This window comes from Lacibacter sp., assembly GCF_035299325.1.
In the GTDB taxonomy this organism is placed as follows: domain Bacteria; phylum Bacteroidota; class Bacteroidia; order Chitinophagales; family Chitinophagaceae; genus Lacibacter.
This window is the reverse complement of the sequence record NZ_DATGWT010000008.1, coordinates 49645-65646: the sequence shown is the minus strand read 5'-3', so window position 1 is coordinate 65646 and position 16002 is coordinate 49645. Positions and strand designations below refer to the sequence as shown.

At 40.1% G+C, this 16002-nt stretch carries 9 protein-coding genes; 7 read left to right on the top strand and 2 right to left on the bottom strand.

The genetic code is table 11. The features are described 5' to 3' along the window. Positions 1-13 precede the first annotated feature (13 nt). Positions 14-1177, top strand: a complete 1164-nt coding sequence (locus tag VK159_RS06915) for a serine hydrolase domain-containing protein (protein ID WP_324229401.1) — start codon at positions 14-16, stop codon at positions 1175-1177. 2 nt (positions 1178-1179) lie between these two features. On the opposite strand, the gene VK159_RS06910 is transcribed toward VK159_RS06915, so the two are convergent. After that, complete coding sequence (locus VK159_RS06910) at positions 1180-2166, bottom strand: cation diffusion facilitator family transporter (protein ID WP_324229400.1); 987 nt, start codon at positions 2164-2166, stop codon at positions 1180-1182. 276 nt (positions 2167-2442) lie between these two features. Between VK159_RS06910 and VK159_RS06905 the strand changes: the two genes are divergently transcribed. The 5 genes from VK159_RS06905 (at position 2443) to VK159_RS06885 (ending at position 11517) form a co-directional block, all read left to right on the top strand. Next, on the top strand, positions 2443-5544 hold the full coding sequence (locus tag VK159_RS06905; protein ID WP_324229399.1) for a SusC/RagA family TonB-linked outer membrane protein: 3102 nt from the start codon (positions 2443-2445) through the stop codon (positions 5542-5544). Between the two features lie 17 nt (positions 5545-5561). Further along, positions 5562-7214 (top strand): SusD/RagB family nutrient-binding outer membrane lipoprotein, encoded by a 1653-nt coding sequence (locus VK159_RS06900; protein WP_324229398.1) that lies wholly within the window; start codon positions 5562-5564, stop codon positions 7212-7214. A gap of 21 nt (positions 7215-7235) precedes the next feature. Next, on the top strand, positions 7236-8015 hold the full coding sequence (locus tag VK159_RS06895; protein ID WP_324229397.1) for a hypothetical protein: 780 nt from the start codon (positions 7236-7238) through the stop codon (positions 8013-8015). Between the two features lie 10 nt (positions 8016-8025). Beyond that, the gene (locus VK159_RS06890; RefSeq protein WP_324229396.1) at positions 8026-8952 is read left to right on the top strand and encodes a fasciclin domain-containing protein; all 927 of its coding nucleotides are present in this window, start codon (positions 8026-8028) and stop codon (positions 8950-8952) included. A 195-nt stretch (positions 8953-9147) separates the two neighbouring features. Next, entirely contained in the window at positions 9148-11517 is a 2370-nt protein-coding gene (locus VK159_RS06885; RefSeq protein ID WP_324229395.1) for a hypothetical protein, read from the top strand. 57 nt (positions 11518-11574) lie between these two features. On the opposite strand, the gene VK159_RS06880 is transcribed toward VK159_RS06885, so the two are convergent. After that, complete coding sequence (locus tag VK159_RS06880) at positions 11575-14079, bottom strand: M14 metallopeptidase family protein (protein ID WP_324229394.1); 2505 nt, start codon at positions 14077-14079, stop codon at positions 11575-11577. A gap of 133 nt (positions 14080-14212) precedes the next feature. Here VK159_RS06880 and ggt point away from each other — a divergent pair, with 133 nt between their 5' ends. Then, positions 14213-15895, top strand: a complete 1683-nt coding sequence (gene ggt, locus VK159_RS06875; protein WP_324229393.1) for a gamma-glutamyltransferase — start codon at positions 14213-14215, stop codon at positions 15893-15895. The last annotated feature ends 107 nt before the right edge of the window (positions 15896-16002 follow it).

Sequence of the window (16002 nt, the reverse complement as noted above, 5' to 3'; positions counted from 1 at the left end):
CCGAATTAAAAGCATGATATTGGTTAGAAAACGAACGTTCTTTTATTATATCGCCGCTACCCTGTTACTTTCGGGCTGTGGTGCGTCTTCAGCAAAAAAGAAAAACAAGGAAAATCAGGATATTATTACTGCTGCTGTAAACAGCCTGTCAAAAGCAGAAGCAGAAAGATGCAGACGTATTGCTGAAGATTTTTATGATTCATCACTAAAACGTACCGGTTTCAATGGTGCCATGTTGGTTGCCAAAAAAGGGCAGGTTGTGTTTGAAGAATACAATGGCTTTGCTCATTTGAAAGGGAAAGATTCAATTACTGCCAATACCCCGTTTCATATTGCTTCTACTACCAAAACGTTTACAGCAATGGCAGTTTTGAAACTGGCAGAAGAAGGCAAACTGAACATCAATGATTCATTACAAAAATTCTTTCCGGGGTTTCCATATGAAGGCATGACTGTAAAAATATTATTGAATCAACGAAGTGGCTTACCGAATTATGCTTACTACCTTGAAAAGATAAACTGGGACGACAACTTAAAGGTTACAAATGAAGATGTGTTACAAACATTAATTCAACACAAACCGGATCTGCAAAATGCTGTTAACAGACGTTTCAATTATTCCAATACAAATTTTGTATTGCTGGCATTGATCATTGAACGTGTATCGGGTAAATCGTACGCTGATTATTTGCAGGAGGTATTTTTTACTCCACTGCAAATGACCAATACCAAAGTATTTAACCGTAACGATTCTGCAACGGCTACTCCATCTTATATGTGGAATGGTGTGCAGGAAGCATTCACTTATCTTGATGTTACCTATGGTGATAAAAATATTTACAGCACGGTAAGAGATCTGTTGAAATGGGACCAGGCATTGTACAGCAATAAACTCTTTAAACAATCAACACTCGATTCAGCATTTCAACCTTACAGTTTTGAAAAGCCCGGCATTCATAATTATGGTTTTGGCTGGAGAATGTACACATTGGCAAATAACAACAAGATCATTTATCACAATGGCTGGTGGCACGGTAATAATTCCACGTTTTATCGTGTGCTTCCCGATTCGCTTACCATTATTATTCTTGGAAATAAATTCAACAGGAATATCTACAGGGTGAAACCATTGATCGAAGCATTGACTCCGTTGAAGTTCAGTTATGGAGATGAATAGTGCTACTCAGGAAAAGAATGTTTCCTGTTCGGTAGTAAATTTTCTTTGCTCCATTCTATTTTTTGAATGAATGGTTGTTTCCGTACGCTGCAATCACTTAGCTGGCAATGTGTACAGCTTGATGTTATACAAGGGTCTGTATGAATAAAAAATTCAATACTCCCCTTTTGAAAATTTGAATTCAGGATTTTGTCGAGCTTGGTGATCTCTTCGTGTACTTCTTCCAGTGAGAAATAATAAGGCATGGTTACATGGCAATCCACATGGTATAAACTGCCATAGCGTTGCACACGCAGGTTGTGCATATCGATCCAGTTAGGTTGCCGTTGTTCTTTTAAGATAGCAACCAGCTCATCCACAATTTTCATATCCACTTCATCCATCAGTCCACGCACCGATTTACTCATCAGCTTAAAGCCGGTAAAAATAATAATGGCTGCAGCTACAGCTGATGCAATGGGGTCGATCCATTTATAACCCGTGAGCAATATCAATACGATTGCTACTACCACACCAATACTTGAATAGCTGTCGCTTAAAATATGTTTTCCATTTCCCTGCAACGTAAGGCTGTTGTTTTGTTTCCCTTTTTTCAACAAAAAGAAACCCAACAGGAAATTCGCTGCTCCGCCTGCAAGCGTTAACCAAAGACCAGCCGTTAATGATTGCAATTCCGGGGGATTGAAAAAGAAAACAATGGCTTGTATGAGAATGCCAAAACCTGCAATAAGAATCATAGCCCCTTCAAATCCAATAGAGAAAAATTCAATTTTTCCATGACCGTAAGGATGTTCCGTATCCCTTGGTTTATTCGACAGGTAAATACTGTACCACGCAAACGCCGCCGCCACTACATTAATAATGGACTCCAGTGCATCGGATAAGATCACCAATGAACCGGTTACAAACCACGCAACAAACTTTACCGCACAGATGAGGGTGCTGAAAAAGAAAGAAAGGCGGATGTAGAAGAGGTCGTTCTTCTTCAAGTAAAGAGTGATTTAATTGCTTTTAAACAAGCTTATTGATTCGACGGAAAGATAATATTATTCGGATAAATCACACCTGTTAGTCGGCAAAAGCGCCTGTGCTCTTAAAAGCCAAAACTGCCCGAATATGCACCCTATCAGGTTGCACTATGCCGATTACTGCCGTACCACAAGTAAAAAAATGCATTTTTATGCAGGTTTTTTCCACGATTATGCTTGTTGGTTTGTTTTTGTAAACATTAATTTCCTAATTTAGGTTACCAAACTTACATGAATATGAGAAAAATCAGACGCTTGCTTCTGCTAAGCATGTGCACTTTGTTTTACTTCCATTCCTTTGCACAGGAAGTTACCGTCAGTGGAATTGTCACTGATGCTTCAGACAATAGTCCTCTACCAAAAGTTTCGGTGAGGGTAAAAGGCAAATCAGGTGGTGTAAATACAAACGATGCAGGTTATTTCAGCATCAAAGCCAACAAAGGACAAACACTTGTTTTTTCTTTTGTAGGGTATGCCAATAAAGAAATCTCCGTTGGCGACGCTGCAACTATAAATGTATCTCTTTCAACCCTGGAAACACAATTGGGAGAAGTGGTTGTTACTGCTTATGACATTAAGCGTAATAAGCGGGAAATGACCTATCAAACCACCACTATTGCGGGTTCAGAAATTGCATCTACCCGCAGAGAAAACTTCATTAACTCTCTTGCCGGACGTATTCCGGGCGCAACAATTACTTCAACAACGGGTATGCCCGGCTCATCAGCAACTATCGTTTTAAGGGGGCCTACTTCCATTGATGGTAATAACCAACCATTGTTTGTGGTTGACGGCTTAATTATCGATAACAGTTCATTTGAAATGCAGGATAGAATCCCGGGTTCCGGTGGTTTAAACCTTGCTAATCGTAGTAACGACTTCGGTAACCGTGCAATGGATATAAACCCGGAAGATATTGAAACCGTTACCGTTTTGAAAGGACCTGAAGCGACAGCTCTTTATGGATCAGATGGCGCAAACGGGGCTATTATTATCACAACAAAAAAAGGAAAAAAGGGACAGGCAAATGTTTCTTATAATGGCAATTTCCGTTGGGAAAAAGTATACCGTCTGCCGGAAATTCAAACTGAATTCGGACAAGGCAGCGCTGGCGTAAACAATAGCACTGTACGCACCTATTTTGGTCAGCGCATACCTTTAGATGAGCAAATTTTTGACAATATCAATAGCTTTTTCCGCACGGGTAAATCACAGCAACACAATATTGCTGTTGATGGAGGAAGCGATGTTGGCACATACAGATTCACCGGAAGCTATATCAACCAGGAAGGTGTTGTGCCGAATACAGGTTTTCAACGTTATAATTTCAGGTTGAATACCACATTCAAGCTAAATCCGAAAATGAATATCACCAACTCATTTGCTTACATCAATTCAAGAACTGATAAGGCTTCAAAAGGGTCTGGTGGATTTTTGTTGAGCTTATTAAGCTGGCCGGTTACTGATGACATCCGGGAGTATATCACAGCAACTGGAAATCGAAAAACAATTCGTGGAGATTTATTAGCCGCTGAAGATGATAATCCGTTCTGGGATGTCAATAAAAACATAAACTATGACATTAATGATCGTTTGCAGGCGAACATCAACTTTAGTTACGACATCACTAAATGGTTGAACTTAACAGCAATCCACGGCATTGACTTTTATACAACCAAAGGCACATGGTTCAATCATCCGCAAAGTAATGTTGCCAGAACTGTTGGTGGTATTCTGCAGCAATGGAACGAAAACCAACGGCTCATAAACGGCGTTTATCGTGCAACTGTACGTAAGAAAATAGGCAAAGTAAACAACACTGTTGTTGGTGCTGTTACGTTCGACACACGTAAGCTTGAAGTAAACGCTGTAAAGGGCGAACGTTTTTTTGATGCCGAGTTCGTTAGTATGAACAATACTGATCCACTCACAATTGCATCAATTACAACGAACGTAAATTACAATCGCTTTGGTAGTTTTATAAACTACACCGGAAGCTTTAATAACTGGTTAAATATTTCTGCCACAGGAAGAATGGATGGCTCCAGCCGTTTGGTTGATCCCGTGAATTATCAGTTAAAAGATGCTCTTTATTATTATTGGTCGGCTGGTATGAGCATTGTTTTTAGTGACCTAATTAAATCACTTCCAAAAGAATTTAACTATGGAAAACTTCGGGTAAACTATGCAACAACTGGTAGAGATCCCAGTGCTCCTTATGTAAAAGGAAACCGTTTCTCTACATCTACATTTACGGGAGGTGGTTTTACTCCTTTTGTAACGCAAGGTAACCCAAACCTGCGACCTGAGTTTAGTCAGCAATTTGAAACCGGTGTTGAAATGAAGTTTTTAGCGAACAGGCTCAGCGTTGATTTTGCTTATTACGATAATCGTACAAAAGATCAGTTAATAAACCCAAGGATATCTTACGCATCAGGTGCAATTCTTCAATGGATAAATGGAGGCACTGTACAAAACAGAGGTATTGAATTCGCAGTAACTGGTACTCCTGTTCGTTCAAAGAATTTTACATGGGACGCAACAGTAAACTTCGGCCGCAACCGAAATAAAATTCTTGAAATGCCTGCCGGGCTTCCGCAGTTCTATAATTCTGATACATGGATTGCCAACATTCGGAATATTGCCGTGCAAGGTGGCAGCATATTCCAACTTGCTGCCAACAGATTTGACAGGAATGGCAATGGAGACTTGGTAATTTCTCAAACCACCGGCTTGCCTGTGCGCATTTTTGATTATACAGTTGTTGCTGACCGCCAGCCCGATTTCCTGATGGGAATAATCAACAACTTTACTTTCTTTCAGGACTTTAATCTTTCATTTAACCTTGATGTGCGTGTGGGCGGGGATGTATATAATGGAACGGAAGAATTTCTGTACTTACGTGGTTTAAGTAAGCGTACGCTCGATCGGGAAACTCCAAGAGTTGTAAAGGGTGTATTGAATGATGGTCTGCAAAATACCACTAACCCAACACCCAATACCATTGTTGTTACACCTTTATTCCGATCAGATTATTACAGTGCAGGCACAATTGCTGAAGATTTTATTGAACGTGATGTAAACTGGGTTCGTTTGCGAGACATTACGTTTGCTTATAATATTCCTTCAAAATTGCTTAAAAAACAGCGGGTGATAAAAAGTGCAGCCATTACGTTTACCGGTACAGACCTTTTCATTCTTACTAATTATTCCGGTGCAGATCCATCAGCAAATGCTAACAATGCAGCTTCAAGAGGTGGCATTGGAGGAGTTGGTCTCGACTTTGGGAACCTCGCTACACCTAGAGGTTTAAATTTTGGAATACGTGCACAATTCTAAACCACAAAAAAAGAGTTATGAAAAAAATAAATAAACTATTTCTCTTACTTGTTTTGGCAATAACCACTTTTTCGGGTTGCCGTAAATATCTTGACATAAATGCAGATCCTGCAAGTCCTCAAAATCCGAATCTTGCAAGTTTGCTGCCACCTGTAACAGGCGTTATGTCCAGAGCAATGGTATTGCAAGGCGTTACAATATCGCAATACATTCAAAACTTCAATCATACAACTGCAACCGAAAATTATGATGCACATGGAGGGAATGCCGGAGGATCTGGTGGCAATCAGTTATGGCGTGATTTTTATACTGTTCAGGGTACAGCTATTAATCTAATAATTAAAAAAGGCATTCTTGAAGAACAGTGGGATTATGTAGGAGCAGCCATTGCCTTACGTGCATGGGGGCTGCAAACAACAACAGATGTTTTTGGCGAAATGCCTTACAGGCAGGCATGGGAACCCAACCGTGTTTATTTTGAATATGATAATCAGGAATATTTATACAATGCGGTTGATTCACTTTGTCGCAAAGCTCTTGAATACCTGAACAGAACAGACGGAAATGTAAACCAATCGCTCATGGCAAGAGGCGATCAGGTGTACCAAGGCGACCGCTCAAAATGGATAAAATTTGTGTATGGTATTATGGCCCGTAACTGGCATCATCTCACAAATAAAGGCAATTACAATCCTGATTCTGTAATAGCTTTTGTTGACAAAAGTTTTGCTTCGAATGCAGATAATTTCATGATTGTTCATTCGGCAACCCGTAACGATGATTCAAATCCACTTGGACCTGCCCGAGACAACTTTGCAGTCAGAAGGCAATCGAAGTTCATTGTTCAACTGCTTGACGGTACCATCTTCTATGGCAACAGTACCCCCCCGAGCCGTGACCCACGTCTTTCACGTATGCTCAGCGCAAGTCCTGATACTGTTACTACCAACAATAATATGTTAGAACCAAACGGCGGATACAGATATATGCTTCCGGGTGCCGGCTATACAATTGGCTCTGCAGGCACTGTTACATTCCGCAGAGCACCAAGTACACCATGGGGCGACAGTGCAATCACTAACCCGGGGCTTAACAATTTCACTGCACGAATTGGTAAATACCTTTTTCAAAACAGTGCGAGTTTTCCAATCATGACTTACTTTGAACTTCAGTTTATAAAAGCAGAAGCTGCGTTTCGTAAGCAGGCTGGTTCAGCAGTTGCCCATGCAGCTTACCTGAATGGAATAGGTGCTCATTTTGATTTTGTAAACACGATGAATACGTCTGCAAATGGAGTAACACAAATTCCAGCTGCTGCTAAAACGACTTATCTCCAAAGTGCTGCTGTTAAACAAACACCTGCTGAATTAAAGCTCACAGACATTATGCTGCAAAAATATATTGGCGATTTTGGCTGGAATTTTGTTGAATCCTGGAGTGATTTGAGAAGATACCATTATTATGATCTGGATCCTTTAACTGACCTTCCTGTTTATAAAGGATTTACAGTCGTCACAACATTTTCATCAAATAATCTTGGGCCTAAACTTGCAAACAGGTACAGACCCACCAACTTTTCAGAGTTTGACTGGAACCTTAATGAATTACGGAAAATTGGGGCAACCAATACCGATTATCATACCTACGAAATGTGGTTCAGTAAACCCTAACATCAACATAATTCAACTATCATGAAACGTATTCATTCATATTCTTTCATTACAATTCTTGCAGCTTTAGTCCTGTTTAGTTGTGAAAAAAATGAACTTAGACTTACCATATACGACCTGCCGACCGATAAAGCCTATGCAAGATTTTTCTTTCTTTCGCCCGGCACACCGTCTGTGATGATTAAAGTAAATGATGTAAAACTTAACGGTTCCAATACCGCAGGCAGCGGCGGATTATTCCCGTCAATTATCAATCAGCCTGACTATGCAGCAGTAACTCCTAATGCTGCGATGAAATTGTCATTGCCTAACATTGGTACGCTGAATGATTCGGTCATAATTTTTACCGGTAACATTGGATTGGCTGCCGGCAAATTTTATGCAGTAACGCTGGCAGATACCGGAGTTGACAGAACTCTTTTTGCAAATGAAACAAGCTTATCACCAGTTCCGGACAGTGGCTTTTTCTACATCCGTTTTATTAATGCCATGGCAAAATCACCGTCTTTGTCATTAATAAGAATAGACTCAGCTTCTGCTGCTGTTGTTACGAGGGATACTATTGTAAAGAATCTTGATTTTAAAGCAGCGAGTAATTTCATAAAGCTTCCGATTTCGGGAACAAACGCCAACGTACGTTACCGAATGGCCACTTCTACAGGTATAAATGTGGGAACCGTGCAAACCCCACCTGCAACTGCAAGTTTAAATCAACGAAGTATCACTTACTATGCTGGAGGTTTTTCTAATGGCACTGGAATTTATGTTCCTACATTAAGCACAGCTATATACAATCAATAAAATTGCTTTTATGAAACGATCAATCATTTATCTAACTATAATTCTTGGTGCGGGGATAATTATTTCGTCCTGCAATAAAACAGATGATGCTCCTCTTTACCCTACCCTAAGCTCGTACCTGCAATCACAGTCTGATCTCAGCCTTTTTGCTGCAGCACTGGACAGGGCTGGTTTGCAGTCGTTCAAAGATGGGCCAGGGCCGTTTACGTGGTTTGCTCCCAACAATGATGCGTTTGCAGCCGCCGGCATAACACTTGATTCAATTAACAAAATGAAAGCAGGTGATATCAGTTATTTGTTGATGTACCACTTGGTCAATGCTTCGTTTGCATCAAATGAAATGGTTGCACAAAACAGTTTTCCACGCACAACTCAATTGGGGGTTGCAGTATATATTGGCAGAAAAGGCGCTGATTATTTTGTGAATGGAAGCAGAATAACCAGTATTGATAACCGTGTTTCAAATGGCTATGTGCATAAAATAAACCGAATTAATCTTCCACCGTTATACACAGGAACAATGCAGGCAATATTAACCAAAACGGGACAGCATTCTCTTTTTATTGCTGCATTAACAAGAGCTAACAGATGGGCAGCATTGAACACTACTGCGGTGTTTACTATTCTTGCTCCAACCGACAATGCAATGACAGCAGCCGGACTTACAAGTGCTGCTATTGCTGCGGCACCTGTTGCAAGAGTTGATTCAATTGTCCGTTACCATTATTTCAGCAGTGTTCGATTGTTCTCTAACGACTTTGGAACAAACGTAGAAACCCCGCAAACAGCTCTTGGCGCAGGAAAAACAATCACTTCACTGGAGAGTGGCAATAAACTAAAAGGTAAAACGAATGCTACGCCTGTAAACGTTACTGTCAAAGACATTCTTGGATCTAACGGTGTAGTACATATCATTGATGGCGTTTTAAGTTATTAAAAAAACACCCACTCATAAAAGGCTGCTTTTATCTAAAAGCAGCCTTTTATTTTAGCTACATTTTTTACATTTACATAATAAGTTTTTGCTTCTATGCGTACACTTTATCATCTTATTCTTGTTGCATTATTACTTATCGTAATTGTTCAAAATGCGATTTCGCAATCGCCCCTTCCCTCGCAAATTTCTACTGGCATGAAAAAATGGGACCAGGAAAACCCGCAGGAAAAAATCTTTCTACAGACCGACAGGTCGCACTATTTTGCTGCTGAAAAAATATGGTTTAAACTATGGGCATTTATTGATCAGCAGCCTGCTTTCTTAAGCCGTATTGTTTATACCGATCTTATTAATGACTCAGGAAGAGTAATCCTTAAACAAATGTATGAGCTGGACAGTATGGGCACTTCTGCGGGTTACATGGAAATACCTGTTGATATAAAAAGTGGCAATTTCAGCATACGCAGTTACACGCTTTGGATGTTAAACTACCCCACATTTCTTGCATCTGAACCAATTTACATTTACAATATCGATTACAAGACAAAAAATAATACTGCAAAACCAGCTCTGTATATGCAATTCTTTCCTGAAGGCGGAAAACTAATCGAAGGACTTTCAGCAAGGGTTGCTTTTAAAGCAGTAAATGAAAAAGGTCTGCCTGTAAGTATTAATGCTAAACTTAATGATCAAACCGGCAAAACAATTACTACATTAACAACAGAACACGATGGAATGGGACTATTTGAATTTATACCAACTGCAAGTACAAGCTATCATGCGGTGATTGAAGGCATTTCACAAAAATTCAATTTGCCGGCAGCAGAAAAAGAAGGTATTTCAATTCGTATCGACAATAGTAAGCCATCCAGAATATTTGTTTCAGCCGAGCGAAATGAAACAAATAAAGATTTTTATAACCGATTGTATTTATCTGCAACGCTAAACGGTAAACTCGTATTCCTGAATGAATTAAATTTTGATGAAGGCCTTTCAGCAGCAGCTATCTCAAAGAAAAATCTTCCTCCGGGAATTTTGCATATCACTTTTTTTCACCCTAACGGATCTGTTGTTGCAGAACGATTGGCATTTATTGATAATTACACGGTTGCTCAACCATCAATTGTACAAACCAACAGTAAGGAACAGAATGGCATTACGTATTTAACGTTCAGGATAGACAGTTTATCTACCGTCAGCAATTCGTTATTATGTTCCGATGCTTCTTTGGTGTCACCAATATTTACAAACAACAATCTGGTATCAAGCCTGTTTCTAACCTCTGATCTGAAAGGAAGTATTAATAATCCCGGCTATTATGTAGAAGACAAATCAATTGTTCGCTTGAAACATCTTGACCTTTTGTTAATGACGCATGGCTGGAAGCGATATAACTGGAAAGATGTAATTACTTCAAACAGCACTACTCTTAAATTCCCTGTGGAAACAAGTATTAATATAAAAGGAAAGGTCACAAAAAGTGATCGTTCAGAAATTATAAAAGACGGTAAAGTAAGCTTTATTATAAAAGCAGAGGATTCTACAACCATGCTATCTGATGCTACTCTTACAGACAAGGGTGAATTTATAGTAGACAAAATTAAATTCTTTAAGAAAGCCGATGTTTACTACCAGGGAACAAACAGTAAAAAAGAAAAATATGTTGTTGATGTTACTTTTTACCCCTCATATATCGACACCTTAAGTCATAGCTCAGTTGTAAGCCCGATCGATCTTGATACTACAAAAAATAGTGAAAGCACTTTTTCCAACTATTTAAAATCGAGCTTTACTCATTTAGACAGCACCGTTAGCAATTACAAAAACCTGAAAGAAATTATTATACAGGGAAAGAGAAAGCTGGCACGCAAAGATTCTTTGAATATCGTTTACGCTTCACCGGGTATATTCCAAAGCGGTTTGTCTCTTGACCCTTCGGAGCGCCAAAGCAATCAAAACATTTGGTATTATCTGCAATCGCAGGTGCCCGGGCTTCGAGTGGAAGGTACATTTAATCCAAACGTTTATTTTTCAAGATACAGCGACCTGCAAATTCCCGGTAGTGAAGAACCATTAGCCGATGCATTTGGCAACAGGGAAGTTAATGGCGTTTTACTCAACAGAGGCGGGGTTGCTTTCTACCTTAACGAAATAAATGTACCTCAGGAAGTAGTTGAAACACTTGTTCTTAGTGATGTGGCGTTGGTAAAAGTATTACGAACAGAAGCGGCCGCACTTGGTATACCTACCGGAGCAATCGCTATCTACACTAAAAAAGGTGTGAATGCAGGAAAAGCGATTTATGAAAAAGATTTTTCGAATCTGAAGGTTACAGGCTACACAGTTAATAATAGCTTTTATGCTTTACCTGTAACGTCCCAAATATCTACCTCGCCTCAACCAACACTGCTGTGGAATGCAAATATTTCCCCAAAAGATAAATCAATTGTTATTGCAGTTAATCAAAAAACAAAACCTAAAGCAATCCGCTTTACCCTGCAAGGTGTAGACATTGATGGCAATTTAAATCTCGTTGAAAAAATAATTGAAATCAATTATAAGTAATAACTGGAATGGCTTCTGCTTAAAGCAGAAGCCATTCCAGTTTGAATATTCGCCTTCTTAATTAAAAAATACTGCATTACACAACATCAACTTCCCGTTCTCCCAGAAATTGCGGAACATAATATCATCAGTGATATACACTACTGATCCACGACCGATGTTCTGTGCACCAAACAATAATCCATCTTTCAAACGGTCTTTCAGTTTAGATCCAACAAAGCCGGCAAGCTGACCTTCTTTCTTGATCACACCAACGTTCCAACCGGTGTTATTGAAGAAATCGAAAATATTGTCATCCATCTTTAATGTGAAATAGTAATTGGGATAACCAAATGCCAACGGATGCGTATTATCCAATTCCACTTTATAAATAGAACCTGGCGTCATATTTCGAACAAAATCACGTTCACGGTTTTCGAACGAACGTAAAGGATCGTACGGATCTTTGCTTGCAGCTTCATCTGTTTTCTTCGATTTTAAACCCCAGTCTAAACGTGCAAATGAAGAAGCAGCACCTTCCATGGCAATTACTTTACCGCCTTTGCTTACCCAATCTTTCAATTGATCAGCCGAAGCCTTATCAGCAAGGAAACGATAGTTACCATCGGGCATAATGATCACATCAGTTTGCTGCCAATTAATGCGACTGATATCATTTGCATATACCAATGAAACAGGATATTCCAGTTGTTTATCAAAGAAATGCCAGACCTCACCAGCTGCATTTCCATTTACTCCTTCACCTGTAAGCAAAACCACATTCTTGAATTTGAATGGTGACACCAGATCACTTCCAAGATCACCTCCAGCATCAACAAAACCGGTAGAGATGGGATATGTTTTTACGTTGGCTGCATTAGCTGCATCAGCAACATGTTTCCACAATTGTGCTCCAAATGACTGGTTACTTGTTTTCATAATAATGATGGAACCACGATCGAATTTCTGTCCACCAACTTCAAACGGCACTTCCGTATAACGAAGCTTGATTCCTTTCTCCAGCAAATCACCTACAACTTTCGCACTTTGCACACTCTCCCACTTAATAACATATGCATATGCATCAGCAGAAGAATTATTTACCTGTGCCGGTTTTTGATAAGCACTTGTATTGATACGATCTTTTGAAGCAAAAGCCTGCAAGCCGTAAGCATAAGGCAAACTCCATGCAGTAATATCATAAGTTGCAGAATCGCTGAGTTTTGATTTTGGTTCAAACAACACCTGTACCATCGCAGAGCGTGGTTGAAAAGCACTGATCACCAGATCTCCATTTGCAACATTGAAACTTTCATCTTTGCCTGTAAAATAATTATAGCCTTTCCCTGCACCGGAAGCAGTTCCATATTCAATACCATTCTTATCGAGTAATAGTGTTAATGCAGCTATGCGATCGGCATCTTTTGCATTGTTCTTAACTACATAGGTCTTGTATTCACCAAAACCACTGCTTACTCCTTTATTAAAAAACTTACGGAACTCAGCAATGAGTTTGTTCGCATTCATCGAAGAAATTTCAACCGTGCTTAAGCCAGTTGTAAAATGATGTGTTGCTCTGTCTAACAGAGTTAAGGTATCACCTTCTTCTGTTAATGCAGTTGCACCACCTGCCGGACCACCACCCTGTTCATACGTCATACCAATTGCTCCGTTATATGTTGGATAGGTATCTCCATACGATGGATAGAATAAATCGAAACGGAGTTTGGTGAAATACAGCCATCCGTTTGCATCAAAATATTTTGCGTGGTTTTTACCAATAGTTGTTTGAAAATCACGTTGCCATTGTGTGATCACTTCATGAAATGGTTCTGCTGCAGGAGCAAAATAATACGGCTCATTAATTCCCTGCTCATGATAATCCACATGTATCTGCGGCATCCATTGATTGTATAGTTTCAAACGCTGCTGACTTTCTACCTGTGTTTGCCAGGCCCAGTCACGGTTGAGATCAAAATTGTAATGATTGGTTCTGCCGCCCGGCCATGGATCACGGTGCTCACGGGTATCCATACGAGGATTTGCGTTTACGCCCACAACAGAATTGAACCAGTTTACATAACGGTCACGACCATCGGGGTTAATACAAGGATCCATCACCACCACAGTATTCTTCAACCATTCTTTTGTTTTTGCGTTTGAAGGATCAACCAATGCATACACGGTCATCAATGCCGCTTCACTGCTTGATGTTTCGTTACCATGCACATTGTAACTCATCCAAACGATAGCAGGTGCATTCTCATTTGGCGCAGCCCTGTCTTTTGTAAGATTCGCAAGTCGTAAATTGTTTACACGAATGGCTTCAAGGTTACCCATGTTTTCTTCTGAAGAAATAAAAGCAACCATCAAGGGACGGCCTTCATTTGTTTGGCCATACTGCTGAAGCTTTACTGTTTTTGGTGCATTTGCCGCTACATGTTGAAAATAGCTCACCACTTTCCAATGTGGCGTGTAACGTGTGCCGATCTTATAACCAAGAAACTGTTCAGGGCTTTGAACTTGCGCAATTGCCGATATTGATATGCACAGCGCAATTAACAGGGAAAGATTTTTTCTCATACATTAAATTATGGTTGCAAATTTAAAAAAGCGACCGACATAGAGTCAGCCGCTTATCATACAGTTGGTTTAATTTATGCCTAAGATAAGCGGAGTTACCCAGTAAAAAATTAATTTCGGTAAAATTAAGTTCATGAGAAAACTGGTTGTCTTACTTCTGTTGGTTGCAGCATCTCCTTCCCTTGCTCAATACAATCCCTATAACTATACCATTGAAAAGAAAACAAGCGGAAAAGCAGCAGTTGTAAGTGCGCATCCGCTTGCCAGTAAGGTTGGCGTTGCTATCATGAAAAAAGGAGGCAATGCATTTGATGCAGCCATTGCAACACAATTAGCGTTAGCAGTAGTTTTCCCCGGTGCAGGAAACATTGGCGGCGGTGGGTTTATGGTAGCTGTTACCAATAAAGGCGAACAGGTTGCTCTCGATTACCGGGAAAAAGCACCTGGTTCCGCAAGCAGGGATATGTATCTCGATAAAGATGGTAATGCACAAACCAATCTCAGCCAGAATGGTCATTTAGCTTCAGGTGTGCCCGGTACTGTTGCAGGTTTATTTTCAACCCATGCCTATGCAAAACTCCCGTTTAAACAATTGATACAACCAGCCATTGATCTGGCAGAAAAAGGTTTTGTGATCACAGAATCAGAAGCAAATAGTCTTAATAATTATGCGGGCCAGTTTGTGCGCTATAGTTCAAGGCCAAGTGCATTTATCAAGTATGGTGGCTGGAAGGCTGGCGACACTTTAGTGCAAAAAGAATTGGCCAATACACTCAAACGCATTCGTGATCTTGGGCAGAAAGGTTTTTATGAAGGCGAAACTGCACGGTTGATCGTTGAAGAAATGAAACGTGGCGCCGGCGTTATTACATTGGCCGATCTGAAAAATTACAAAACAGCGAAGCGTGTGGCAATGGTATCGAAGTACAAAGAGTACACGATTGTCGGCATGCCATTGGTAAGCAGTGGCGGTATTTTAATTCAACAGATGATGGGCATGGTTGAGAACCGGAATATTGGTCAGTATGGTTTTCATTCCTGGCAAGCTGTGCAATTAATGATAGAGGCTGAGCGTCGTGCATTTGCCGACCGTGCAGAATTTCTTGGTGACAGAGATTTTGTAAAAGTGCCGGTGAAAAAACTTACTTCACCGGAATACTTACGGGAACGGATGAGCGATTTTGAATTAGGCAAGGCAGGCAACAGTAAAACAACGAATCATGGAAACATCAACCCTGAAAGTGAAGAGACCACTCATCTTTCGGTTTATGATGCAAGTGGAAATGCAGTTTCAGTAACAACAACGCTTAATGGAGGTTATGGAAGCAGAACAGTTGTGGGTGGTGCCGGTTTCATCTTGAATAATGAAATGGATGACTTTAGTATTAAACCTGGTGTTCCAAATATGTATGGAGCTTTAGGTACGGAAGCAAATGCCATTGCTCCCAACAAACGCATGCTAAGCTCTATGACGCCTACCATAGTTTTGAAAAACGGGAAACCATTTCTTGTGATTGGTTCTCCCGGCGGTACAACTATTCCCACACAAGTATACCAAGTGCTGCTAAATACAATAGAGTTTAACCTGAGTCTTGAAGATGCAGTTTGGAAACCACGTTTTCATCATCAATGGCTGCCGGATGTTGTGTATGTTGAGAAGGGATTCCCAGCAGACTTAAAAACAAAACTGGAAGAGATGGGTTATAAAATCGCAGAACGTGGTACTATCGGCCGTTTTGAAGCAATTAAGATTGTAAACGGAGTAGTTGAAGCAGTTGCTGATAACCGGGGGGATGATCATGCAGAAGGATATTGACCGTGACGGCATAAAATAAAGGAACAAGATGATAACCCAAAAGCCAAAAAACAAAATACAAAGCACAAGTTGCTATATTAAATCAGAATTCATACATCCTAAATCAT

Bases quoted from the DNA above. Each gene is read 5' to 3' on its own strand.
- VK159_RS06915 (WP_324229401.1), top strand. From the start codon at position 14: ATGATATTGGTTAGAAAACGAACGTTCTTTTATTATATCGCCGCTACC.
- VK159_RS06905 (WP_324229399.1), top strand. From the start codon at position 2,443: ATGAGAAAAATCAGACGCTTGCTTCTGCTAAGCATGTGCACTTTGTTT.
- VK159_RS06900 (WP_324229398.1), top strand. From the start codon at position 5,562: ATGAAAAAAATAAATAAACTATTTCTCTTACTTGTTTTGGCAATAACC.
- VK159_RS06895 (WP_324229397.1), top strand. From the start codon at position 7,236: ATGAAACGTATTCATTCATATTCTTTCATTACAATTCTTGCAGCTTTA.
- VK159_RS06890 (WP_324229396.1), top strand. From the start codon at position 8,026: ATGAAACGATCAATCATTTATCTAACTATAATTCTTGGTGCGGGGATA.
- VK159_RS06885 (WP_324229395.1), top strand. From the start codon at position 9,148: ATGAAAAAATGGGACCAGGAAAACCCGCAGGAAAAAATCTTTCTACAG.
- VK159_RS06880 (WP_324229394.1), bottom strand. From the start codon at position 14,079: ATGAGAAAAAATCTTTCCCTGTTAATTGCGCTGTGCATATCAATATCG.
- ggt (WP_324229393.1), top strand. From the start codon at position 14,213: ATGAGAAAACTGGTTGTCTTACTTCTGTTGGTTGCAGCATCTCCTTCC.